This window comes from Enterococcus termitis (genome assembly GCF_001730305.1).
Classification (GTDB): domain Bacteria; phylum Bacillota; class Bacilli; order Lactobacillales; family Enterococcaceae; genus Enterococcus_L; species Enterococcus_L termitis.
This window is the reverse complement of sequence record NZ_MIJY01000043.1, coordinates 156,071-180,850: the sequence shown is the minus strand read 5'-3', so window position 1 is coordinate 180,850 and position 24,780 is coordinate 156,071. Positions and strand designations below refer to the sequence as shown.

General features: G+C 36.8%; 26 protein-coding genes. 8 read left to right on the top strand and 18 right to left on the bottom strand.

Annotated elements, in window-relative coordinates; translation table 11 throughout:
* Positions 1-564: 564 nt before the first annotated feature.
* From BCR25_RS14955 to BCR25_RS14920, 8 genes are all read right to left on the bottom strand, one after another.
* A complete protein-coding gene (locus tag BCR25_RS14955; protein WP_069664389.1) occupies positions 565-1,257 on the bottom strand; it encodes an MgtC/SapB family protein in 693 nt (230 codons plus the stop codon).
* A gap of 1 nt (position 1,258) precedes the next feature.
* Positions 1,259-2,128 (bottom strand): glycerophosphodiester phosphodiesterase family protein, encoded by an 870-nt coding sequence (locus BCR25_RS14950; protein WP_083242711.1) that lies wholly within the window; start codon positions 2,126-2,128, stop codon positions 1,259-1,261.
* A gap of 1 nt (position 2,129) precedes the next feature.
* Entirely contained in the window at positions 2,130-2,912 is a 783-nt protein-coding gene (locus BCR25_RS14945) for an HAD-IIB family hydrolase (RefSeq protein ID WP_069664388.1), read from the bottom strand.
* 6 nt (positions 2,913-2,918) lie between these two features.
* The gene (locus tag BCR25_RS14940) at positions 2,919-4,565 is read right to left on the bottom strand and encodes a PTS transporter subunit EIIC (protein ID WP_069664387.1); all 1,647 of its coding nucleotides are present in this window, start codon (positions 4,563-4,565) and stop codon (positions 2,919-2,921) included.
* Positions 4,566-4,686: 121 nt separating this feature from the next.
* Positions 4,687-5,445: a MurR/RpiR family transcriptional regulator gene (locus BCR25_RS14935; RefSeq protein WP_069664386.1), complete on the bottom strand. Its 759-nt coding sequence runs from the start codon at positions 5,443-5,445 to the stop codon at positions 4,687-4,689.
* Positions 5,446-5,742: 297 nt separating this feature from the next.
* Complete coding sequence (locus tag BCR25_RS14930; protein WP_069664385.1) at positions 5,743-6,306, bottom strand: DNA-3-methyladenine glycosylase I; 564 nt, start codon at positions 6,304-6,306, stop codon at positions 5,743-5,745.
* 254 nt (positions 6,307-6,560) lie between these two features.
* Complete coding sequence (locus BCR25_RS14925) at positions 6,561-7,259, bottom strand: glucosamine-6-phosphate deaminase (protein WP_069664384.1); 699 nt, start codon at positions 7,257-7,259, stop codon at positions 6,561-6,563.
* Between the two features lie 155 nt (positions 7,260-7,414).
* Positions 7,415-8,179: a C39 family peptidase gene (locus tag BCR25_RS14920; protein WP_069664383.1), complete on the bottom strand. Its 765-nt coding sequence runs from the start codon at positions 8,177-8,179 to the stop codon at positions 7,415-7,417.
* A gap of 246 nt (positions 8,180-8,425) precedes the next feature.
* Between BCR25_RS14920 and BCR25_RS14915 the strand changes: the two genes are divergently transcribed.
* From BCR25_RS14915 to BCR25_RS14895, 5 genes are all read left to right on the top strand, one after another.
* Positions 8,426-8,791, top strand: coding sequence for a hypothetical protein (locus tag BCR25_RS14915; protein WP_069664382.1), 366 nt, complete (start codon positions 8,426-8,428; stop codon positions 8,789-8,791).
* Between the two features lie 173 nt (positions 8,792-8,964).
* A complete protein-coding gene (locus BCR25_RS14910) occupies positions 8,965-9,411 on the top strand; it encodes a GNAT family N-acetyltransferase (RefSeq protein WP_069664381.1) in 447 nt (148 codons plus the stop codon).
* A gap of 18 nt (positions 9,412-9,429) precedes the next feature.
* Complete coding sequence (locus tag BCR25_RS14905; protein ID WP_069664380.1) at positions 9,430-9,813, top strand: ACT domain-containing protein; 384 nt, start codon at positions 9,430-9,432, stop codon at positions 9,811-9,813.
* Between the two features lie 80 nt (positions 9,814-9,893).
* Positions 9,894-10,628, top strand: coding sequence for a class I SAM-dependent methyltransferase (locus BCR25_RS14900; RefSeq protein WP_069664379.1), 735 nt, complete (start codon positions 9,894-9,896; stop codon positions 10,626-10,628).
* A 24-nt stretch (positions 10,629-10,652) separates the two neighbouring features.
* Positions 10,653-11,060, top strand: a complete 408-nt coding sequence (locus tag BCR25_RS14895; RefSeq protein WP_069664378.1) for a DUF1622 domain-containing protein — start codon at positions 10,653-10,655, stop codon at positions 11,058-11,060.
* Between the two features lie 191 nt (positions 11,061-11,251).
* Here the strand turns inward: BCR25_RS14895 and BCR25_RS14890 are convergent, their stop codons facing one another.
* From BCR25_RS14890 to BCR25_RS14880, 3 genes are read right to left on the bottom strand one after another with little or no spacing between them, the layout of a single operon-like run.
* On the bottom strand, positions 11,252-11,494 hold the full coding sequence (locus tag BCR25_RS14890; protein ID WP_069664377.1) for a hypothetical protein: 243 nt from the start codon (positions 11,492-11,494) through the stop codon (positions 11,252-11,254).
* A 20-nt stretch (positions 11,495-11,514) separates the two neighbouring features.
* Positions 11,515-12,828, bottom strand: coding sequence for a PTS sugar transporter subunit IIC (locus tag BCR25_RS14885; protein ID WP_069664493.1), 1,314 nt, complete (start codon positions 12,826-12,828; stop codon positions 11,515-11,517).
* Between the two features lie 22 nt (positions 12,829-12,850).
* The gene (locus tag BCR25_RS14880) at positions 12,851-14,233 is read right to left on the bottom strand and encodes a glycoside hydrolase family 1 protein (RefSeq protein ID WP_069664376.1); all 1,383 of its coding nucleotides are present in this window, start codon (positions 14,231-14,233) and stop codon (positions 12,851-12,853) included.
* A 199-nt stretch (positions 14,234-14,432) separates the two neighbouring features.
* Between BCR25_RS14880 and BCR25_RS14875 the strand changes: the two genes are divergently transcribed.
* A complete protein-coding gene (locus BCR25_RS14875; protein ID WP_069664375.1) occupies positions 14,433-15,200 on the top strand; it encodes a MurR/RpiR family transcriptional regulator in 768 nt (255 codons plus the stop codon).
* Positions 15,201-15,291: 91 nt separating this feature from the next.
* On the opposite strand, the gene BCR25_RS14870 is transcribed toward BCR25_RS14875, so the two are convergent.
* Positions 15,292-16,074, bottom strand: coding sequence for a hypothetical protein (locus tag BCR25_RS14870; protein ID WP_069664374.1), 783 nt, complete (start codon positions 16,072-16,074; stop codon positions 15,292-15,294).
* Positions 16,075-16,343: 269 nt separating this feature from the next.
* Between BCR25_RS14870 and BCR25_RS14865 the strand changes: the two genes are divergently transcribed.
* A complete protein-coding gene (locus BCR25_RS14865) occupies positions 16,344-17,081 on the top strand; it encodes a class A sortase (RefSeq protein WP_069664373.1) in 738 nt (245 codons plus the stop codon).
* A 119-nt stretch (positions 17,082-17,200) separates the two neighbouring features.
* Here the strand turns inward: BCR25_RS14865 and BCR25_RS14860 are convergent, their stop codons facing one another.
* The 4 genes from BCR25_RS14860 to BCR25_RS14845 form a co-directional block, all read right to left on the bottom strand.
* Positions 17,201-17,422 (bottom strand): hypothetical protein, encoded by a 222-nt coding sequence (locus tag BCR25_RS14860; protein ID WP_069664372.1) that lies wholly within the window; start codon positions 17,420-17,422, stop codon positions 17,201-17,203.
* A 127-nt stretch (positions 17,423-17,549) separates the two neighbouring features.
* Positions 17,550-18,017 carry a low molecular weight protein-tyrosine-phosphatase gene (locus BCR25_RS14855; protein ID WP_069664371.1) on the bottom strand — a complete coding sequence of 156 codons (468 nt, stop codon included), beginning with the start codon at positions 18,015-18,017 and terminating at the stop codon, positions 17,550-17,552.
* Between the two features lie 415 nt (positions 18,018-18,432).
* Positions 18,433-20,127: an oleate hydratase gene (locus BCR25_RS14850; RefSeq protein WP_069664370.1), complete on the bottom strand. Its 1,695-nt coding sequence runs from the start codon at positions 20,125-20,127 to the stop codon at positions 18,433-18,435.
* A 108-nt stretch (positions 20,128-20,235) separates the two neighbouring features.
* Positions 20,236-20,811 (bottom strand): TetR/AcrR family transcriptional regulator, encoded by a 576-nt coding sequence (locus BCR25_RS14845; protein WP_069664369.1) that lies wholly within the window; start codon positions 20,809-20,811, stop codon positions 20,236-20,238.
* A 281-nt stretch (positions 20,812-21,092) separates the two neighbouring features.
* Here BCR25_RS14845 and BCR25_RS14840 point away from each other — a divergent pair, with 281 nt between their 5' ends.
* Entirely contained in the window at positions 21,093-22,397 is a 1,305-nt protein-coding gene (locus tag BCR25_RS14840; protein WP_069664368.1) for a hypothetical protein, read from the top strand.
* A 132-nt stretch (positions 22,398-22,529) separates the two neighbouring features.
* Here the strand turns inward: BCR25_RS14840 and BCR25_RS14835 are convergent, their stop codons facing one another.
* Together BCR25_RS14835 and BCR25_RS14830 are read right to left on the bottom strand one after the other, a co-directional pair.
* On the bottom strand, positions 22,530-23,588 hold the full coding sequence (locus BCR25_RS14835) for a hypothetical protein (protein WP_069664367.1): 1,059 nt from the start codon (positions 23,586-23,588) through the stop codon (positions 22,530-22,532).
* A gap of 295 nt (positions 23,589-23,883) precedes the next feature.
* Positions 23,884-24,561 carry a CPBP family intramembrane glutamic endopeptidase gene (locus BCR25_RS14830; RefSeq protein ID WP_069664366.1) on the bottom strand — a complete coding sequence of 226 codons (678 nt, stop codon included), beginning with the start codon at positions 24,559-24,561 and terminating at the stop codon, positions 23,884-23,886.
* Between the last annotated feature and the right edge of the window lie 219 nt (positions 24,562-24,780).

Sequence of the window (24,780 nt, the reverse complement as noted above, 5' to 3'; positions counted from 1 at the left end):
AAGCAGCTGATTTCAAGTCGGTTGCTTACACAGTTTTGCTTTTTGTAGCACTCTATCTAATAAGTATAATCTTTGACATAAAAACGTAGATCTTTTCACCCCTTTTGAATTATTTCGTATCCTTCAGCTTCTAGTTATTTCTTTTGTTCTTGTACACTACCTAGATAGTTTCTCCATTTACCTATAGTATTCTCCAAAACGATATTTGAACTGTCTTCCTTTGATAGCTTACTCACGCAACAATGGATACAACTTTATGTCTGCTGTAATAGGTCATGTCTATTCCCTTTCTAGTTTCAATCTACTTTATTTATAGATCAGTGATTAAACTATTTCTTAAGCATTTGACCACTTACTACGATCGCTTTTTAGCTATTTTTCACATTCACGTTTAGATATTGCTTAACATGGGTATCTAACATTCGAATAGATGCTTCAAATACTAGTTTTGTTTACTAAGAAATTTATACGGCATGATAGCTAAATGAACAGCGGTTCTGCTAATCAAAAAAGACGTTGAAACCTAACTAAATTAGTCTGTTTCAACGTCTCAAACACTTAATTTTATACATTCACGATCTTGATCTTCATCACATTTTTATGAATCGATATATCTTCAATCATATCCATGTAGGTTAAATTCAGCGGTAATTCTATCGTATAAACATTATTATAAATACGAAGATCACTTTGAAATTCTACACTGAATTCAACGTCTTTGATCGTAATTTGTTTTTCTTCAAAGTAATTGTTCAAAAATTCTTTTGTTTGCAGCTTGTGTACAAACTTCACTTCCACTTTTTTCTCACTAGGCACTTTGATGATACGCTTCATCCAGGTTAAACCAATCATTATCGCCACAGCACCAATGATGCCAATTGAATAATACCCCATTCCAATAGCGATTCCTAAACAAGCAACTGCCCAAATTGTTGCAGCCGTTGTCAATCCTAAAATGGAGCGCTGTGTCACCACGATCGTTCCAGCGCCAAGAAACCCCACACCACTGACCACTTGAGCAATCAATCGTGCCTGATCAGAACGAATCACACCGCTTAACGCCGGCTCTGCCTGAGCCATCGTTAAAGCATCAATTGAAATTTGGTCTTGAATCAGCGCAATCACTGTTGCACCGACACAGACTAAAATATGTGTACGAATCCCTGCCGGACGGTTTTTATGCTCTCGCTCGATACCAATACAGCCAGAAATAATGATCGACAGCACTAACCTGAACGTAATATCTACAAAAGACATACTATAAATGTCCTTGTCGTTCTAACCATGTGTCACGAGACTTTGCTACTAAAGCCGGCCAGTCTGTCTGTATTACATTTGCTCCTTTATCAAAAATAACACTCCAACCATTCTCTTCCCCTTCAAGAATTGACGTATTATCATCATAACCGGCAAAAAGTTGCTTCTGATCATCCATAGTTAAAGAATTAACCCAAACAAACAATCCTTTTTCTTTAATTTTTTGAATATTCTCCTTTTGAAAAAAATCACTAGTTTCATTTATTGCCTTCACTTCCAAACCAACCACATTGATATCCCGTAAAGCGTCTACTTGATCTAACTCCTCCAACGTTGAAACCTTAGGCATAAACATATATTTAATTTCACTCTCTTGCAAAAAAGTCGTCACCTCTTTTGTAAGTGGTCCTTTTAGGAGAATCTGATCGGTAGTCCCTGTCTTTTCAACCAGTTCACAAATCTCAGGTAAAAAGTTCCAGCCTCGATCAATATTGATCAAGCACTTTCCTTTGAAATAATTTAGTGTCGTCTCCAGCTTTTCAACTGGATAGGCTGTTTCTTCTAAATTACTATTGATATATGTGAGAGCCTCTATTTCTGTCGCTGTATACGTTTGGATATCAATCGCTTTTTGAAAATTCTTTCGTTCCATTCCGCTATGAAAATGATAAATTTCTTTGTCTTTTGACAAGACAACATCTGCCTCTAAAATATCTCCCCCCATTTTAAGTGAAGCAAGATAAGCTGGAATGGTATTTTCAATGATATTCCCTGCGGAGCTGCCCCGATGGACCGCTAACAATATTTTCTTTTCCTTCAATAACTGATTTAAGCGATGATTGATAGATCGATAACAGTCTTTGCCAATCACATTAGCTCACCTCCTGTGTTTTGATAAAATGAGCAATGGCATCACTAAATCTAGGAACCACAAAAGTTGCTGTTTCTTTTACGTATTCTGGTGCATGAGCCATACAATAGGATACTTCTGCTTGTTCGAACATCGAAATATCATTTTCAGAATCTCCGATTGCAATCGTTTTTGTTGGATTTTCTGCTATTTTTAACAAAGCTTGTCCTTTAGATGTATCTGCTGCTGAGATTTCAATTCGCCGTTTTCCAACCTGAAAAATCGACAAATCAGAAAAACGCGTCTTCAGTTCTTTGGTAATACGAGTTGCATTTTCTAACGTATCCGGTCTCAAATTTATTTTATATACATTTTTAGTACGAACTATTTCATACGGTTCCTCTAAATATTGATAATCCAAGCCTAGTAACTGACTCTTAGCTTCGTGCTTGAAATTCCCTAATCGTGATGTACCATCCAGTGCATCAAATACCAACTGATGTGCTTCTAAATAATCGATCAATTCTAGCATAGTAGATTTAGCTATCTGCTTATTGTATACAATATCGTTTTCCCCATTGACAATCAACGCACCATTAAATCCAATTCGATAGTCCAGTTTAATCTTATTTTCTTTTTCAATATAAGCAATCTCATCTACTGACCGTCCTGTTGCAATACCCATATAACAATATTTTTCTGCTTCTTTAAACGCCATAAGATCTTTTTGGGATACTTTTGAGGAGTCATAAACAAAGGTTCCATCGATATCGATTAGCATTACATTCTTTTTGATATAGTCCATCTCCTTTTACTGATTATCTTCCTCTTCAAAGAGTTCTAGTATTTCATTTTTCAAAACATTCGCGTGTCCGCCGTAAATCGATTGCATTTGCATGTCTGATTCTACAAAGCCCATCGCGTTCAACTGTCCTTTGATAACCTCTGGTTGCACTAAACCTTTATCCTTTACAGTAATTCTCAAACGAGTGATGCAAGCATCCACATCCACTATATTGCTTCTCGTTCCATGTGCTTCCACTAACGCCAACGCTTGTTGTCTTAACGCAGTATCGCCTACCTCGGAGCTATTCTTTTCTTCTTTATCATATTTTGCTTCGACATCCTTTCGGCTTGAAAGTTTGATATCTGCTTCTGCTCCACGTCCAGGCGTAGCAAAATCAAATTTCAAAATCAAAAATCTAAAAACAAAGAAATAAATAATCGCACAAGGAATTCCTGCTAGTAAAATCATATACCAATGTGTTTTCGTTCCTTGGATTACGCCATAGATCGTAAAATTGATCAATCCATGACCCATCGGCGCCATCACGGCTGCACCTAAATATTGCGCTAAAACAGATGTTGCTCCAGCTAAAACAGCATGAACGCCATAGAGCATTGGTGCAGCAAATAAGAAGGTGAATTCCAAAGGTTCTGTAATCCCTGTAATAAATGATGTTGCTGCAGCTGCAAATAATAGCGAACCTACAGCTTTTCTATTTTCAGGTTTACACGTTTTGTACATTGCATATGCTGCTGCTGGGAGTCCAAACATAAAATAAACAAATTTTCCAGCATTAAAACGCGTAATTGTTGGATCGATTGCCGTAATACTTGGATCAGATAGTGAAGCCATATAGGCATTGATCGTTCCCCCAATCCGTTCGCCTCCAATAAGCCAAGAACCGCCTAAATCTGTCGTCATTACTGGTAAATTCAGTCCATGGTGCAATCCAAATGGTAACAGCGCCCGCTCCAGTACTGCATATAAAAATGTGCCGCTGTAGCCAGATTTTACAATAAGACTTGAAAAAGCAATAATCCCTTGCTGTACAAACGGCCAAACTAAAAATAGAATCGATGCTACAACAGCCATAACTGGAATAACCACCATTGGTACTAAGCGCGGTCCGCTGAAGAATGAGAGAACTTGCGGCACCTTAACTTTCAGTATCTTTTTGTGTACCCAATAAACCACTAATCCTGTAATAATTCCACCAAAAACATTTAGATCCATTGTTTGAATCCCCAAAACAGATGTCTGCATTTTTTCTGCCAATGCTAGTTTTGCATCTGCAGGTGCTAGCTCAGCTGTCATTACCAATGTACCGGTTTCTATCAACAGGAAATTCAAGACTTTATGCAGAACAATAAAACCTACTAAACCTGATAAAGCTGCTGATCCTTTCTCCGTTTTGGCTAAACCAACAGCCACCCCCACGGCAAAAAGCACATGTAAATTACTAAAAACAACATCCCCCAATGTAACGAATAAGTTCATTAAAAATTGAAATGCTTCATTCTTTAGAAATGGATACATTTCCAACGTTGTAGCATTTGTAAAAGCTGCCCCGATCCCCTTGATGATTCCTGCACCAGGTAAAATCGAAACGGGTAATAATAATACTCTACCAAACTGCTCAAATGCTTGAACTATCCTACTTTTCTTTTTCATTTTCTAACTCCTTTCTGATGGTTGTTTCCATTATCACTATATCACTCTCTATTGTATAAAAAGAGTTTTCAGATAAAAAGTTCTCGAATAAGAAAAAATACCTATTTGAGTACTTTTTTACTCAAAAATAGGTATTTTTTGTGATCAAGCGTTCATAAATCAGGGTACTCATTACATATAACATTAACCTAGAACGTAATTTCTTGCGATTACTAGGACTGCTGTATGCTAACACGGAGTGTGTACTGATTGATTTTAACTGATTGGGGGACATGTTTGTCACAGCAATAACTTTCGTACCATTGCTTTTTGCTCTGATCATAATTTCGTTGATTTCACTTACTTCTCCACTTAAAGAAAAAACAACGACAACATCTTGAGCTGTACTTATCTGCGGAATACGCTCAATTGAGAACTTATCTGAATAATCATTTGTCCAAAGATCGATCAATTTCAACTTTCGATTAAATTCAGAAGCAACTTGAGAACTCGAGCCTGTTCCCACACAGAAAATCCTGCGTGCTCGAAGTAAACAATCGCAAATCAAATCGATCTCTTCTTCATCAACAAGCTCCAAAGTCGTTAATGTATCTTTCTTTATTCCATCTATAATACGAAAAAAATCGGCTTCTATTGGATGTTCCTTTTTTTTGCCGTTTTTCGATCGTACAAATGCATACTTTAATTCATTAAATGTAGCGTAATTCAGCTTTTTGCAGGCTCTAATGATCGTTGCATTTGATACGTAAAGTTTATCTTTGATATCTTTCATTTTAAGCTTGCCAACATCATCAAACTTTAAAATGAAATCAATCACCTCTTGTTCTGCTTCTGACAGCTTGTCATAGTTGGCATTGATCTCTTTGTATATATCTGACACCTTATCCAACCTCCTCCTTCTCTGAACAATGCACTTCAAATAGCAAATTATTTATTTACTTTTCGATTGTATCATCAAAAATAATCTGCCCCTTTTCATATATGAAGCTACCAACCAACAACAAAAAAGGCGGCCTAACATAGCAAATATCTATAATCCGTTAGTTTAAGCTTATCTTATTTCTGAAAAAGTACAAGAGGTAGTTGATCATTCTTTCATTGTTTTTTATAAAAAAGGTTCGAGAAACTGTAACTATCAAGGAATCTATGGTTTTTAGCGTATAAATGTAAAAAAAATTTAATTTAACGTGCTTTTAAAACAGCTTTGCAGATGATCGTCCACTATTCCAGTTGCCTGCATAAAAGCATAGACTGTAGTCGTGCCTAAAAATTTAAAGCCTAATTTCTTTAGATCTTTACTTATCTGATCAGACAAGGCTGTTGTAGCTGGAACTTCTTTGATATCTTTCCAATGATTACGAATCGGTTCATTATCTACATAAGACCAAATAAACCGATCAAAACTGCCATACTCTTTTTGAACACGCATAAAAACTTGTGCATTGTTGATTGTGGCTGCGATTTTCAGTTTATTCCTGATGATTCCCGGATCTTCCAGTAAAGAATCGATTTTTTCTTGCTGGTATTCAGCAATTTTTTCATAATCAAATTGATCAAAAGCACTTGCTATTGTTGCTCTTTTTTTGAGGATCGTCGACCAGCTCAATCCCGCCTGCATACTTTCTAAAACTAGCATTTCAAATAATTTATGGTCGTCATGTTCAGCAGTGCCCCATTCTTCATCATGATATTTTTCTTCTAATGCACTCCCACGTGCCCAATCGCAGCGAATCTTTTCCATAAAATATCCCACCTTATTCTCTTTTATATAAGAATATCACGAGAACATATGTTTGTAAACGTAAAAAAGAAACTAACTATGAGTGACAATCTAGTCATTTAGAATCCGAATAAACGGCGGAAGCAGAAACAACCCCTTCGGAAATAAGCTGAAATTCACAAAAATTTGAAGAACAATTTTCGTGAATTCCTTCTTATTTCTTGGGGTTAAACGTTTCTATCCCTGCCTCTATTCATTCGTCTATTCTCACAAAATTATTTCTCTAATTTACTAGCAGCTGCTTCATCTAGAATTACTGTTAAGTTAGGATGAAGCTGTAACACAGAGGCTGGAAATTCTTCCGTGACCGGTCCTTGTAGCACATTTTTTACCATCTCAGCTTTTTTCTCGCCGTTAACGATCAAAATCAGATGTTTTACCCGCATCACGCTAACAGGGCCCATCGTGACAAATTCCATGCCTTTGATCATTTCACCTGGTACAAACCACGGCTCATCTCCAGTAACTTTCACCTTGTACGTTAAATTCTCAAAGCTTGTTGTCGTTGGCATATTACCACAAAAATGACCATCTCCACCTAAACCGATCATCATCGCGTCTAACCCGCCGTCTAATGCTAAACGTTTGTCTTGCTCTGCATAATTTTCCACAGTCAGAGGATGGATATTTTCCTCATTGATATTCGCAGGTGTTAAATATAATTTTCTCAAATCAGAAATCGTGATCCCTTCCACTTGATCCGGCACAGGAATTTCATCAAAATTATAATAATGAACATTGGCATAATCTGGAGAATCTTTTACGATTTCCACCATTCTTTTATAAACACCAACAGGCGTATTACCTGCTGTAATCGATAAGTTTACTCGTTTATCTTGACTCATATGTCCTAATAAGATATTTTTAGTTGTCTCACTCATTGCTTCAAAATCTTTTTCAATAATAATTTTCATTTTGTTCACTCCATTTCCTTTTTATGTCTTCATTTTACAATGTGGGAACCATCCCATGTCAACAATTCTTCGGAAAAATAAAGCGTTTTCTTTTCTTTCTGAAAAGCAGAGCAACAAGACCACCTAAAAAATGCGGCCTCTTGTTCTGCGTTGATTTATTTATAAATAGTCCAGAAGTTTAATGCTTCGTTTAGTAATTCGTCTGCAGTAAATTCCTTGATAGAATGACCTTTTTCCTCAGAATCATTCGGATCGTTAACCCAAAATTTGCCGTTGTTCGTTCCGCTAAGTACCATAATATGCCCTGTCTCGGTGAATACTCCAGGTTTTACTGAAATAATGACGGGATGCTGCTGTTTCAAGTGTTCCTCAACTGCAGTCATATCATTTTCTAAATCTTCGAACTGATATCCTTTAACCATAGCAAAATCAGAGAACACTGCCCAAGCAGTCCCTTCCCCTTCTAAATAGTAGTCATTTTTTGACCAATCTAAAATATCCTGCGGTGTACACTCTTTTTTATCTAAAAAAGAAGAAACCATTGCTAAAGAGACAATTGCACAACCATTGATTTCCAATGTATTACCGTCTGGATTTCCGATCCCGTAAGGTGTTGATTTCCAGCGGTCGTCTGTTTGCAGCAGTAAATTGATTGGCATACGATTAGCGAATTTCCCTTGATTTAGCTTTTCATTTACTTGTTCAATGTACGTTAATTTTTTTACTTCTTTGGGTTTTTGTTTGCTTTCGCTTGTTTGCGTTGATTTTACCTCTTCTGCTGGTTCTTCGCTAAAGAGTGCAGAAAAGCCGTGACCTTCTTCCATAGGTGCCATCTTCGCCAACAGTGCTCCTGCGGCAACAGTTATACTAAGTAATGCTATTAAATAAGTGTTTGAATTCTTAATTTTTTTTTGTTTCATCAGAATCTCCCTCTTTTAGGTTGAAAGTCTTTATCATTCATCTCAACTTTCAAAACAAACTACTAAATACGAGTAATCTGTACCTCTTTATATTACTTAATCTAACGAAAAAATCAAGTAAGAATGATTTGCAAAAGCGAAGTACGAACATATTTTCTTGAATTTTTTCTAAATTTTAGGTAGAATAATACTATCTGAACATACAGTGTCTGATAAACATAGTAAATTCGTAAAGGAGGTAGAAGAATGGATAATGACCACAAATCAACAATGAAAAGCATTTCAAAATTGATCAGCCAATCTTCCCAAAGTTTCTTTTCGGCATTTTTAGACGACGCTAAAGATAAACAAAATAAAAATAAAGAGCGTGAAGAAATTCTTAAGAAATTACAAGTTGCTTCTGCTCAAAAGAGTTTAGTTGTTTTACAATTAAAGGAAGTGCCGACTTCCCAAAAATTTGAAACAGTTTCCGGTTGGATCGTCTCCAAAAGCATCGGTGATTCGATCATGCTGAGATCTCAAGAAGACAGCCAACAAATTCGGATGATTACTGTTGAACACATAAAGAAAGTAAGTACGTTGTCAAAAAATGACAACCGCCAAATAAAATAGAAAAACTGCTGGTGAGCACATCAAACTTACCAGCGGTTTTTTCTTTTTTAAATCTATTAAAAAATTTATCAAAAATGTGCTAGAAAATAACATTAAAAAAGTTATACTATAAATAGTAAGAATTTTTTATAGACGATCGTCCCCCATGCGATGAAGTAGTAGGAGGAAAAATCATGTACCTTACTCTGTATAATGATACACACCAGACATTCATTGATAATTACTGTCTATCAGAAAGAAAACTTCGCTATGTCCGTGCGCCACAACTAGCAGTTAAAGATTCTAATCGTCATTCTGTTTTGGCTTTTGAAAACGAAGTCTTGGTTACGTTCTTTACCTTACATTACTGCTCAGGGGAGTTTCCAACAACAGACTGCCTGATCGTAGAAGACATCTCTACTGATTATCGCCATTTGCGAAATGGACATGTTAGTAGAGCACTTCAAATACTCCCTGAATTTGTTAAGCAGCATTTTCCTGAAGTTAAGCAATTAATTTTACTCGTTACTGAAGATAAACATTTTACGCAGTCATTGTGCAAATATGCAGACTTTCAAGATACAGAAAATCGCTCTTTGCCGCCAGGCGATGCGCAAGTCTTTTTCCAGACATCCATTTGAACAAAAGGAGGGGCCAACGTGCAATTATCTATACTTGATACTGTTGATTTTTCGATTATTAAATTTCCTAATACCCATAAAATCCCACCATCGTTTCATGACATAACAGATTTTAAAAGTGTAACTTATACAAAGGAAGAATGTTCGATCATTGTTCCAACAAATACTCTCGAAACAACAGCCGCACTAGCCGTAGATTCAGGCTGGTTTGTCATTCAAATTGTCGGCGTCTTAGATTTCTCCTTAGTTGGAATCCTTGTGCAATTAGCAAACCCGCTAGCTGAAAATAAACTTTCTATATTTGCCGTATCAACCTATAATACAGACTATCTTTTACTAAAAAATCAAGACAAAGATAAAGCGATCCACACCTTGCAAGAATGCGGTCATACATTTATTTAACGCTCTTTCGTGGGTAATCACTTCGCAATCTGATACAATAGAAGATACGATGAAGTCATTGATCAAAGGGAGGCAGCTTGATGAAAAATGAATATGATAATCCTAATTTTTTTGAAGCCTATAGTCAAATGGATCGTTCAAGAAAAGGACTTGACGGCGCTGGAGAATGGCATGAATTAAAAAAATTACTGCCAGATTTCACAGGAAAAACCGTACTGGACCTTGGTTGTGGATATGGTTGGCACTGCCGCTATGCGGTTGAAAATGGCGCTGAAAAAGTCATCGGTATCGATTTATCTGAAAAAATGATCGAAAAAGCCAAAGAAATGACAGATTCACCCAAAATCAGCTATCAATTAATGGGCATGGAGGAAATCGAAGGTTTAAACGAACAGTTTGATATAGTCCTTAGTTCATTGGCACTTCACTATGTTGCTTCGTTTGAGCAAATCGCAAAGAAAGTCAACCACTGTTTGACTCCTAATGGGGACTTTATTTTTTCTGCTGAGCATCCGATTTTTACCGCCCAGGGAACAGAAGATTGGATTTATGACCAACAAGGTAATCCTATTTATTGGCCAGTCGATCGCTATTTTGATGAAAGTATTCGTGAAACAACCTTTTTAGGAGAAACAGTGATGAAATACCATAAGACTTTGACCACTTATCTGGATGGCTTATTGACAAACGGCTTCCAAATTACCAGAATCGTTGAACCAATGCCCGCTCCAGAAATGCTAGAATCTAGCGTTGAAATGAGAAACGAACTACGCAGACCAATGATGCTTTTGGTTGCTGCTCGAAAAATTGTTTAAGTAGATCAGAAGGAGGAAGATAAAATGCACGATTTAGCTCAAACAATCATGAATGACTTGATTCCTTTTTTTGATTTGTTCATCTTAGCTTTGAACATATTCTCAATCTTTGTGTTGATTTGGGGTGTAATCATGGCTGGTATTGATTTTATCAAAAGTGAACGTACCGATCGAAATCGTATGAGCATGACTAGGCAAAATAATTTCATCAAAAGCTTTTTAGGTAGTTATATCTTGCTAAGTTTAGAAATACTTATCGCAGCAGATATTATCGAATCAATTATCAAGCCAACTTTTCAAGATATTTTGAAACTCGCAATCTTAGTAGTGATTCGAACAGTGATTTCATACTTCCTGCATAAAGAAATCGAAGACGCACTGAAAGATAAAGCAAATAACACTGAAGCAAAGATTGATCCTAAGCAGGAATAATCCTGAAGACTAACTTCAAATAAACAGTGAAATAAAAGCAACTCCTTTGAAAATAGCAAGAAACTCACAAAATTGAAAGAACCATTCTCGTGAATTTCTTGCTATTCCTCGGAGCTAAACGTCGTTCCCTCTCGCTCCCAAACCATATCTTGCTTCTTCCTAAGAATACAACCGTAAACTACACTCTTGAATCAATGCATGTTTCGAATAACGCTCTGATTTGTATATTTAATCTGCAATACCGTTGCTCCTACCAGCGTTATCACAATAACTGGGAGTAAGCTACCGATCCATGTGCTGATTATTACGGCTATGCTAATGAGCAAAATCGTTCCAAAAATCAAATCCCGCAGTCTTTTTTGAAGCAGCCAATGATTGTCTTTCAATAAATAATGCGTCGCAAAGATAATACAGCCGCACATGATATAAAGCATCTTCATCCCTCCACATCTGTTTAAGCTTCAGTATTTTCTGTCGCCGCCTCTTGTAATTCCTGTTCTACTTGAATCTTTTCAAACATCTTGAAAAATGGATAATAAATCGCCAAAGACACCCCGAAACAGACAAATACCATCACACAAGCGACCCAATTCCAATTTGAAGTAATCAGAGCTCCTAAAGGCGCCGGTATGGAAAATGGCGGTTTAACCATCATTTTCGGCATCCAACCTAGTGCTGTTACGATATAAACTAAAATCGTATTCGCGATTGGAACCAAGATAAAAGGAATCGCCAATAATGGATTCATGACGATCGGTGTACCAAAAATCACTGGTTCATTGATATTAAAAATCCCCGGTAAAATCGATAGTTTTCCTAATTGCTTTAAGTACTTAGATTTAGAAAATAAGAACAAGAATACTAATGCTAAGGTCGCTCCCGTCCCACCCATTTGGGCATACCATTGATAAAATTGTTCAGTAAAAATATTAGGTAATTGAAACGCACTTGTTCCATTTTGGAACAGCTCCGCATTTTCTAAGATCGCCTGATCCCAAAACGGACGGATGATCGGACCTAAAACAGCATGGCCGTGAATCCCCAGCGCCCAAAATAGACAAATCATAAATTGCGTGATAATACCGCCAAATAAATTATTCCCTGTTAAAAAGACTTTCAATGGCGAAATAGCTAAACTAAGCAAATCATTTAAATTAAAATTGAAAAAATGTCTAGGAACCCAAAAAAGCAAAATTACTAACAAGGTTGGTAACAAGGCTGCAAATGACTCACCTACAACGGGTGGAACACCTTCTGGCATTTTGATTTCTAAATTTTTTTCTTTCGTAAAACGATAAATCTCCACAGAAATCAACGCTGCCACGATTGCACCAAACAGCCCTTGAGAACCTAACGGTGTGATAGGAATATAACGACCACCAGCAACTGCATTACCTGCCACATCCACCCCTTCTTGAAGATTGACTGGTACAACCATTAATAACGTTGCCAGCATTGAAAGAAAGCCGCTTGTGATCTTGTCTAGCTTATACGTATTTCCCAGAAATGAACCAATCGTAAATGCTGCATACAGCGACATCAACCCAACAGTAAATCGAAAAGGGACATCCAGCGCTGCCAGATAAGGTGCAATCATTTCTGAATACCCGGGAATCGGCAAGTTAAGTAGTATGGTGAAAAATGACCCTACGATCGTCAGTGGTAAAATGGAAATCAAGCCATTTCGTATTGCCTGTAAATGCCGCTGATTCCCAATCGCGTTGGCGATCGGCAGTAATCTCATCGCTAAATTATCAAACATCTTCATCATAAGAATTTATCTCCCTTCTTTAATCAAATCCGTTTTGTTGAACCAGCTCTTTGAACCACAAACCAGATTTTTTTACACTCTTTTCCCCTGTTTCCAGCTCCAATCGATAAAAGCCATAACGGTTTTTATATGCGTTTCCCCATGACCAACAATCCACAAACGTCCACATATGATAACCTAAACAATTACTGCCCTCCTCCATTGCTTTTTTCAAATAAGTCAAATGCTCCTTCAAAAAATCGATCCGATACTGATCTTGTACGATCCCTTCTTCTATAAACGCTTCTTCTCCTTCGATCCCGATTCCATTTTCAGAAACAAACCAATCGATATTTCCATACTCCGTTTGGATTTTCTTAGCAATATCATAAATTCCTTTAGGATAGATCTCGATTCCTCGTGACGTATTCATCCTTCTACCTGGCATCACGTATTCATCAAAAAACCATTCTGGTGAAAAAACACCTTCTGGGTTTGGCAGACATTCTTTAGCTTTGACTCTGCGGGGGCGGTAGTAATTGATGCCCAGCAAATCAATGCTCGTTTCACTGATCAAGGTGATGTCAGTAGCCGAAATTTCTGGTAACTGATCATACTTTATTAAAACTTCTTTCAGCTTCGCCGGATATTTTCCTTTCAAAATAGCATCATTCACACTCTTTGTATAAAATAGATCTGCCATCTCAGCAGCATGCAGATCTGCGGGGTTCTGGCTGCGGGGATAAACAGGAATCACGTCCATGATGATCCCGATTTTTCCGGGTAGTTTCATTTCACGATAAATCTGAACCGCTTCACAATGCGCCACGATGATATTGTGCAAAACCGATGCTGCCCGTTTAAAATCAACAACATAGGGGTAATGTCGATCGTGAAGATAGCCAGCTTCTGCTGGAATCATTGGCTCATTAAAAGTAAACCAATACTTCACTCGATCACCAAATAGTTCAAAACAAGTTTTCGCATACTCTTTATAGGCGGCCACTACCTCTCGATTTTCAAATCCACCTTGATTTTGAAGCTCCATTGGCATATCAAAATGATATAAGTTGATGAACGGTTCAATGCCCTTTTCAAGCAGCTTATCAATCATCTTATTATAAAATTCAACTGCCTTGGGGTTAACGGCTCCTGTCCCTTTTGGTATAAGACGCGACCATGAAATCGACGTTCGGAATGAGTTAAAAGAAATATCCTGCATTTTCTGGATATCTTGTTCATAGTCTCGATAAAAGTAGGACGTGTTTTCTGTAGTCACGCCGTCATAAAAACGATGGTTGTACTCTTTTGATGCATAATCCCAAATATTTTCTCCTTTCCCATCTTCTCGTTCTCTTCCTTCTGCTTGCGTAGCGCTTGATGCTGCTCCCCAAAAAAATGTTTTAGGAAATTCTATCTTCATTTACGTCATCCTCCAATTTTATTTTTTAATGAGATTAAAAATCATTTTAATTCACTTGCAGATTGCGCTTTCACAACCTATAATTGGAGTATAGCATTGATTATAATGTTTGTTATACGCTTTCATTTCTTTGTGATAAGTATCGTCTTTTGTCATTTCTCACAATTTTGTCACAGCCTGTAACCAGAAGGAGGACACTATGCTTTTTTTAGATTATATTCCAGATTTGAATCCTTTAGAATACGAAATTTATCATTACATCGCTAACCATTTAAAGACTGTCACTTACATGCGTATTAGAGATTTAGCCGATGAAACCCATACAAGTACTGCGAGTATTTTAAGGTTCTGTCATAAGTTTGAATGTACTGGTTTCTCCGAGTTTAAAGTAAAACTGCAGCTATACTATGAATCGATCAATCAAGCTCAAATTGCCGATGTTGATGAAACACAGCACATCCATTTTTTAGAACGTGTGAACGAACCCTTTCTTGATAGTAAAATCGAACAAGCCGTTACTCTTTTAGCGGATAAAGGTTTAGTCCTTTTTTTAGGATCAGGCTCCTCTGAACCGATCGCTGCTTACGGTTCACTTTATTTTACCAACTTATCTCAAACAGCTTTACGCATTGAAGATCCTTCTAATTACCCGATTGAGTGGTTTCCAGATGACATTCTTGAACGTACTTGCGTGATCGCATTATCTGTTACTGGTGAAACAAAAGAAATCATCCACTATATCAAACGTTTAAACACAAAAAAATGCCCCATCATCTCCATCACTAACAGCGACAGCTCAACGATCAGTAGAATGTCTGATTTAAATATCCCTTATACGATCAACCGAGAGACCATCTATAAAACCAGCAATAACTATGACAAAACGATCGAACTAACGTCACAGCTTCCTGCACTTTTTCTAATTGAAAAAATCGCCAAACGGTTGCGGCTTCAAAAGAAAATCTAAACGACAAAAAAGTGACTAAGTTAAACGGCATAAGCTCTAACTTAGTCACTTCTTATTTTCTAATGAATCGCGAAGACATCTTTAGTGAATGCTACGCATGTTTTGGTAAGCTTGAAAATTCAAAATCTTCTTCTTGGATCAATCGCCACGATCTCTTTGCAGTATTATAGATCAAAATGGCAATCACCGGTTCGTTACGGTAGGCAAAATTCTTCGTTTTCCATAACGAATCCTCTACAACATGTATTGGGATATGATATTCTTTGCCTTTGATGTCCATCTGATCAAAGCAAAAAACCACACCTTCTTGTAAAATCGACTTCATCTCTTTTAGAATATCAACATCCAGCTTTTCAACGGGAATCCCTCTTTTAAAAAAGGTCTTACGATCATTGACTTTTTCCAAAATCACACGTGTGATCTTGTCCGCTAAGATACGATAAAATTCGTCTATATATCGATAATAAATCCGTGTCATATGATCTACAAATTCAAAAAAGACAAAATTATTCTGTAATTTATAAAAGAACGGCGAATGCAGACTCGTCTTCATATGTCCAAAATATAATAATTCAGAGATCTCTAGCGGTGTCAATTCTTTTAACATCGTCACATCTGAAAAATCGATCCATTTGATTTCTTCGTTCATTTTTCTGCGATGTGTTGTAGAAAAAAACTGATTCACACCCTCTTCTCCACGGATGATCTTCAAGCCGCTATGCATGTCGTATTCTCCTTCTTCTGCAGAAGGATTCAACAACAGTAAATTCTTCGGGTGATGAACGATAGAATGAGTAAAGTCTGAATGTGTGATTCCTTTTGATAAAACTGCATTACTTGTCATATCAATATGTACATAAATCAAGTCTATCATGTGTTCGATCCCCCCTATCGTTTTTCGCTACTTCCATTCTACAATATTTCTCTAAGAAAAGCTTGTGTCTTTTATTTTAAGTTTCAGTTACAAAGAGTTAAAAATTTACGCATTCTATCACCGTCAGTAATAAAGCTATTTCGAAATTTTTAAAACAGCACCTCTATTTTTAACGATCCTTTTTAAAAGAATCTTTTAGAAAAAAATAAGATTTTTAAACTAGGGTTTCAAATCAAATTATGATACACTTAGTAAAAAGGAGGGAGCTTATGGCCTCAAGAAAAAAAGCACCTAAAAATAAAAAATCCAGAAAAAGAAATTGGCTGCTCAATATATTCTTACTTCTACTGCTTATAGTTGGTTTAGCTTTAGTATTCAACACACAAATCAGAAACTTTCTGATCCAACAAAACGGAAAAGCCTATGCAATAGAGAAACTTACACCAGAAGAAATCGAAAAAAACAACCAACAAGACACTTCGTTTGATTTTGGAGCTGTAGAATCTCTGAGTACAGAAGCTGTACTTAAAGCCCAATTTGAAAACAAAAATCTGCCCGTTATTGGTGCAGTTGCGCTTCCAGATGTAAAAATCAATTTACCGATTTTTAGAGGGTTGGATAATGTCGTTTTACTGACAGGTGCAGGTACGATGAAACCCGATCAAGAAATGGGTAAAGGGAACTACGCTCTTGCCAGTCACCGTGTTCAGGATATGGTCTCACTGTTTTCACCACTAGAGTATTCTAAAGCTGGAGAGCTGATTTACACGACTGATTTGACAAATATCTATACATATAAGATCAATTATGTTGAAAAAATCGATCCATCTCGTGTTGAGCTGATCGATGATGTCCCTGGTAAAAAAATGATTACATTGATTACCTGCGGTGATATGTACGCAACGACTCGAATCGCTGTTCAAGGTGAACTAGAGTCAGTCACCCCTGTAAAAAAAGCAACCCAAGCAATGATAGATGCTTTCCAAATGGAACAGCTAACATTATAGTTATGAAAAGACGAGGATGGGAACAGAAGGAATTGCTTCTGTTCCCATCCTTTATTCCGATTCCACGTGAGTGGGATATGACTCAAAGAGTTATGTCCCATTCACGACTTTTTTACGAATCATAGATGACTTGCTTTTCTCATGCGAGAATAACCATAGCGAATCGTTGATAAAAGCAAAATGATTGGGTACAGGAACAATGTAACTGCTAACCACTCAGTGTTAAAAACAGATATAAAAGTGACATGATACGTAACTGCATAAATCAGCGGCAGCACGATCGCCAACAATCCATAATATAGACTTGTCTCAAACATCATTGTTTTATATAAGTGTTTCATCTTCCATTTCCCCAATCTCATTCAATTTTATCTAGTGGATAGTTCTCTTGTCAGTTCTCTACTTTTCTATTGTAAAATATTCCCTGAAAAGTTACATCCACCTTTGGTCTGAGATTTTATTTTTTATTCATTTTTTTCCTTCGCTTAAATACCTTAACCATGCATCGGTTCCTTGATCGACTAAACGATATGTTTCTTCGAAATCTCCCGTATAATATGGATCAGGTACATCTACAGTCTCTTTTCCGGGAACTCTTTCCATAAATAAATGAATTTTCTCTTCCGTTTCAGTCGGTGAAAGCTGTTTTAGATCCTCCACATTTTGGGCATCCATGCCGATCAACAGATGATATTCAGCAAAATCTTGTGTTTGGATTTGTGTGGCTGTAATCCCGCTAAATGAAATGCCATGTTCCTTTAAAATCTTTTGTGTACCTCGATGAGGTGAGCTTCCTACTTCCCAATGACTTGTCGCAGCAGAAGCAACAGCCAACTGTCCTTCTAAATTTCCAGCCTTAAGCTTTTCCCTAAAAATAGCCTCTGCCATAGGTGAACGGCAAATATTTCCTAAGCAAACAAATAACACTTTTCTCATAGACGCTCTCTCCTTTCTTCTACTATAATATCATAGCCTTTTTCAATAAAAAAAGAGGCTGGAACAGAAACGTTTAACCCCGAGAAATAAGCTGGAATTCACGAAAATTGCCAAGCATCACAGTGAGTTTACGAACTGATGATAATTGGTACCTACCTGGTGCTCTTCAAATTTTTGTGACCAAGTAGGTACTGTGCAACACTGTTTATCTGCGACGAGTCTTTGACGAGAAAGCATCAACTCGTTCCTCGTTGTGTTTTACAGCAATTTCAGCTTATTTCCGAAGGGGTTGTTTCTGCTTCCACCGTTTATTCGGATGTCAAGTGACTAGATTGTCACTCATAGAGTTATGTCCCAGATACCTTTACTTCAAATAATCGTAGTGATCAAAAGTTGCTGTCTACTTTCGGTGCGATCATCTAAACATCGTTTGTGCAGCTTTAGCTAATACCTTAGGATCACGATTGTACGGTGTCACTGGAATGATTTCTTTATCGATATCAAACAAAGTGTATACCGCAATTCGAGCCGCCCGAACAGAATATTCTTCTGTAAAGACCATATCTTTAGGTATCTCAACAAATTGACTGACCATTGCAAAGTTTGTGCTGTTTTCTGGAACAACCAACGGACGGTCTGTCATTTTACGTGGTTGGAATTGTGCATCGATATATGGCATATAAGCAGGAATTACATTAACAATATCTTCTTTGATTTCTTCCCAATCTGCTTGCCAGCCCATTTGACAAATCCACTCATACAAAATTTCTTCTCCCGTACAATCACGCATTGGTTTTTTCACATAATCACCGATTTTATCTGTATAAATTCCGTAGCCCCAGAAAATCGTTGTATCAGGATCTTGATTTTTAAAATGAGGCTGTGCGGCCACAACGGTGCTTAATAGCCAGCTTGAATCTTTTAAGGTCATCAGTGCACCTGATCCAGGAATATTGCCGGAGAATTCTTCGATACGTTTTAATAATTTATCTCCGTTACAAGTGACAGTGAAGCTTTCCCAATTGGTTTCTTTTTCGTTTCCGAAAAATGGTTCAGGATTGCCAAGTCCTGCTTTTTTCTTCGCAATATTACGCCAAAGTCTAGCTGAACGTGATTCTTCTGTCACTTCTGGTGCAGGATGACTCCAGTCTCCTTCTGTTGAGCTATCTGTCATCGTGCCATTGGTCATAATGACTACATCTTCTTCATTTAATTCGATCGTTTCTCCATTACCAAGCTTCAATGCTGTAACCGTAATGTCAGAGCCAGGCTTAAATTCTAGATCTACTACATCTTCATTTAAGGTAAAGTCAACTCCATGTTTTTCTAAATAAGCTTTCAAAGGCAAAATGACACTATCATATTGGTTCAATGGTGTACGTGTAACGCCTTCTAAGGTATCGATACGAGAAAATTCTAAAATCATACGATTCATATAACGACGTAATTCAAACGCACTACTCCATTTTTGGAAAGCGAAGGTCGTTTGCCACATATACCAGAAATTCGTTTCAAAGAAATGTGGACCGAACCATTCTTCGATCGTCACACCATCCAAACTTTCTTCTGACACGGCTAAAAGTTTAGACATTGCTAAACGATCTTCATTATCAAAGCCCATGGTATGCGCATCAAGGATTTCCTGTTCTTTTGTGACTAAACGAGCTTGAGCATGTGTTGGATGTAGATGATCAAAATTCAAAATTTCTTCTGTTACACTGTGATTTGCCCATTCAAGTGAAGGGATGCTACTAAATAATTCCCAGAAGTTTTCATACGTTTCTTCATTTAACATCCGACCGCCACGAGCAACGAAGCCTGTTTCATTAGTACCGATGCCATCATTACTGCCACCAAGAATTTTCATGCCTTCGATCACATGGATATTTTTCCCACTGAAATTCGCATCACGAATCAAATATGCAGCTGCTGCCATTGTCGCAATCCCGCCGCCAATCAAATAGACTTGTTTGTCACCATAATAACGGCTGTTGATTTCTTCTTCTACTTCAGACAACTTTGCTGTTTTTTTATCCCCAGATGACTTTTTAGCAAGAACGGCTGCGCCTAAAACTCCTGCAGCAACTAATCCAATATGTCTTTTTTTCATGAGAATCCCTCCGATTCATTTTATGAACCTAGCGTACAATGATTCTTTAGAAAAGTCTTGTGATAGCCTTTCCATTCCGTCCCCTTTTTAGACACTCTGAGCTATTTGTCACATTAGCTCATTTTCCTGAGCATAAAGACGATATGAGAAAAATTCCGTATCTTTAGCTAAACGAAACAGCTGTGTCGCTATTTCTAATGGTGATTCTTTATAGCTTCCTAGAATCCATTCGATCAAAACACCGCTGCAACCATAAGAAAAGAAACGTGCATAAAATTCTTTATCCTCTGGAAGTAATTGCTTTTCTTTATCCATCTGTTCAAATAAATGAATAAACAATTTATTGGTGATCCCAGAAAAGCACGCTCTCAATATTTCAGAATCCGAAGTAACAGTATTGTAATAGAAATCACTTTTTTCTTGGATCGTTTTAAGCATCTTTAACGCCTGTTCCTCCCAATTATCGATACTGATATCGGCAGAATCTAAATAGATCAATGCATCATGCGTATATATCCAACGCAGTAAATCATTTTTATCTGTGAAATGATAGTAAAACGTTTGACGATTCAAGCCAACTTCTCTGGTAATATCTTGAACACTGATTTTACTAAATAATTTCCGTCCACATAATTCGATCAATGCAGATGAAATTGCTTTTTTGGTGATCTGTGCTTCGCTCATAGTTTTATCCTCGCTTTTTTTAGATAGGTTCATCATACCAAATTATAGAGTAAAAATATAAGATTACCGCATCATTTTTAGAGATTATTAAAGCTTTCAGCTTCGTAATGTGTTTTATTTTTAAAATAAATAATAATAAAAAAAGAATTAAAAAAGATTTTTTTATCAAAATTTTTAACAAATAACGAAATATAAGAAAAAACAACAAGCTATTTTGTGTTATATTCAATGCATTGTTAATCATTATGCATTAGCAAAAAAACAAATAGAGGATGGATAAAATGGTGAGTTTGAAAAAGGTATTTTGCGGTGCTCTTGTGGCTTTGGGAATCGGTCTTTTCATCAGTCAACCAGCTGATGCAGCTTCAGTTTTAACTGAAGGTACTGACTTGAAAGGCTATGCTGCAACAATCACAACTAAAAATGATGGAACAAATGTATTAACAACGAAAAAAGGAGAGTATCTTTTAAACGAAACAGCGAAAATCTATAGCTCTTCTTCTATCGTTATTACACTTAACAACACAAAACCTGTAACTATTAATTCGATTAATACTAAATGTACGCTAGAATTAAGAGGGAACGGCGAAATGCAGGTTCAAACACAAGATGATGTCGCTATTAATGTCGGTACTTATTTCAAAGCATTTAAACTGACAAAATACGGTAAAGGCAAAGTGACCGCTTCTGCTTCAAAAATTGGTTTGAAAGTAAAAAATGAAATCCAAATGGAAGGCGGTTCTGTCGAAGCATCAGGAGCAGAATATGGTATTTATTGTGATAATGACATCAAACCTTATTATGACGCTGTTCTTAAAGGTGTAAGTAGCAATGGTACTGGTATCTATGCTTATCGTGATATTTATGCTTGGAAAGGTGCCACTGTTATCGGTGAAGGTCAAGTTGCTGGCGCTCGTTCGATCATTGCACATATCCAAGCGGAAGATGCCGGAAGTTCAATCACTGGTATTTCTCATGACATCAACAGCCCTTTATCTGCTTTACATGCGGACAAACAAATGTTGCGTGCATATCATGGTGCAGTCGTTCGTGAAGAATACGTAAAACCAGATTTTAAAATTTCTGATGAAGAGCCGTTGAACCTGACTCAAAATTATGTAACAGTCGCTCGTAATATGAAAAATATGGCTAACTATGACTGGTCTTCAACACCAGAAAGTGTCTACTTAGCAAATGGAGGATTACTAGGTGATGTGACAAAACCATTCAAAGATGGAACAGTCATCGGCACTCGAACAAATTCATCTGCTTGTGTGGATAAAAATGAGGTAACACAATTAAAGAAAAATGGTCGTCATGAAGTTGTCTTTACCGGAACTTCATCTCATTATATCGTTCCTGTACTCACTAGACATTATGTTGATAGCCAATTAGAAGGAAACTACGAATTATACAAAGAAGAGATTCATTATGTTGAAGTGGGTTCTTTAGTAAAAGTGGATGATTTCCAACTTGATTTTTCTTGGACTGAAAGCACATATGAAGGTGCAGATAAGACTGACTTTATCGCTGTAAAAGACGGTACTCCTTTAGAAATCAACTATAAATATCTCGCAGAGCTTTAAGATTCGGTAGTGCTATCGCTTGTTTCAAATAAAAAGTCCAGAGACCCTGTTCTCTTGAAGGTCTCTGGACTTTTTATTATTATTCTCTTTGTCGAGTGTAATGACTTATGTTGATCCTTTTGTATGACTTATTTATAATTTACTTTCAGTCACGGGATCTTTTACTAAATTAGCCCCCCATAATCCTGCTAGAGAGGTAATGATCATACCAAGAATCATTGCTACAAAGCCCCAAACAGATGCTTTGGCTACTGTATTTGAAGCATCTTCAGCTGCTTGTCTGGCTTCTTTGATATTTTCATCTAAATCTTCTTTAGCATCTTCAAGGTTTGTTTTAGCCTTTTCGATTTGTGTTTGTGCTTCTTTAGAGGCTTTTTGTAATTCATTGTAAATGTTATCCGTCGCTTGTTGCGCTTCTTCTTGAGATAAATCTGTGTTTTTTGCTACAGCGTTCGCAATTGCCGGACGATCGATTGAATCACCGATTTTTTCTGCTTTTGCTTCTAAAGAATCTGCAGTATCTTTGAAGATTTTATCTGAGTTGTCAGGATTTTTAACGATTTCTTTTCCTGCATCTGTAATTTCATCTGTTGCTTCTTTCATTTGATCTTTCAAATAATCTGGTTGTAATTCTTTCACATCAGTATCTTTTAAAACTTTTTCTACTTGTCCTTGAAGTTCTGTTGTATCCACCGATTGAACGTTATCAGTTACTTTATCAAAACCTTTGCTGATTGCATCAGATGCACCTGATGCAACTGTTTCTACTGTGTTGCCTGTTGCCGAAGCGATGTTGCCAAATAGTGAGCCGATTGCTGAAAATGCACCGATCGCTGTGTAAGAAAGCACTGCTAATAATACCAATACGCTTGTTGCCCAAGTTAAAAACCCATGAACCAATCCAACTCTGCGTGCTGCTACACCTGCAATAAAGCCGCTACAAAATAATGAAAGAACAAATGTTACCACTGTCCAAATAATAAGTCCTGTTCCTACACCATCTAATGGATTATCTGATGTCGGTTTAACTAGCCCAAAACCAATTGCAGAGCCAACCAAACTTAAGGTAAAGAATATCGCAAAGAAGGAAACTAATCCTGCAATAATTGCCCCCCAAGAGATATTTACCCCTGCTTCATCTTGCGTTGTTAAGTACGATACAAACCCTTTTTTTCTCGTATTCTTTTCCATAATTCCCATCCTTTCGTTCGATTTTTTTATTAACTAGTACATCTTCCACTATAAAAGCAGAAAATTTTTCGCGCCAATCATACGATTTTATTTCTAATCAAATCCTAACTTTTTAAAAAATGACAAAAAAGCAAAAAATTCATAAAAATCGCCAAGTGTCACAGTGAGTTTACAAACGAATGATAAGCGGTCCCCACCTGATGTTCTTCAAATTTTCATGAATTCTTTGCTATTTCTCGAAGCTAAACTTCTGTCTCCGTCTTTCTCGCTATGTTCTATCAGTAACTCTCTTTCACTAATGCACTAAGCTCGCAAGCAGTACACCAATAAAAATCAGCCAATCAAAGGCGATATGAATGATGGTTCCTGCCCACAATGAGTCTGTCTTTAATGTTGCCCAAGTAAAAGGAATTCGGGTCAAACCAATGACTATCAAGCATTGAAACCAATTCCAATCATAGGTCGATAAGTGTAATGCGCCAAACATCAAGCTTGTTAAAATAACAGAACCAATGATTGCTGTTTTTCGTTCAATATTATAATGAAGCGCTACATGAACAAGTAAAATCAAAGGAATCATGGTGATGATTTCTTCTCCCGGTAACATAAACAGCGTTCTACCAAACATCGAAAGGGCTGTTCCTAAACCATGATTAAACTGGCTCACTATAGGATTATCTGCGGTTGGTTGTCCAATGGATTCGGCTAAAAATTTTGCTAAAAGTGATGTTACCCAGCTTAAAATATAAGCGATTAAAATGATTTTAGTCGACCCTTTTTTTAGAGGAGAATAGAGTTTCTTAATCCCATCCCACCCATACATCAAATAGATGCCAATCAGTCCGGCAATCAAAATAATACAAAAATTCAATATGAACGTTGTATTCACTAATGAGTAAAAAGCACCACCTAATAATAATATAGAAATAATTGCTGGAATTACTTTTACTTTTCTATCAAATAATTCGTGCATTTTCTTCACGTCCTATCTTTTTTTGAGTATATTGGTTGTCTTTGTTTACTGTATAGATAATAACGACTTTTTTTCTTGCTAGTCGGTTTAGTCTTACAAATAGGACTTGGAAATTTTTAATTCTAAGTTTTCTCAAATTATCGAATAAATCTTGTTCACTTACTGGATAACGGCGATCACTCTTTCATCAGTTCAATCATGGAGACACCTCCATTCTGT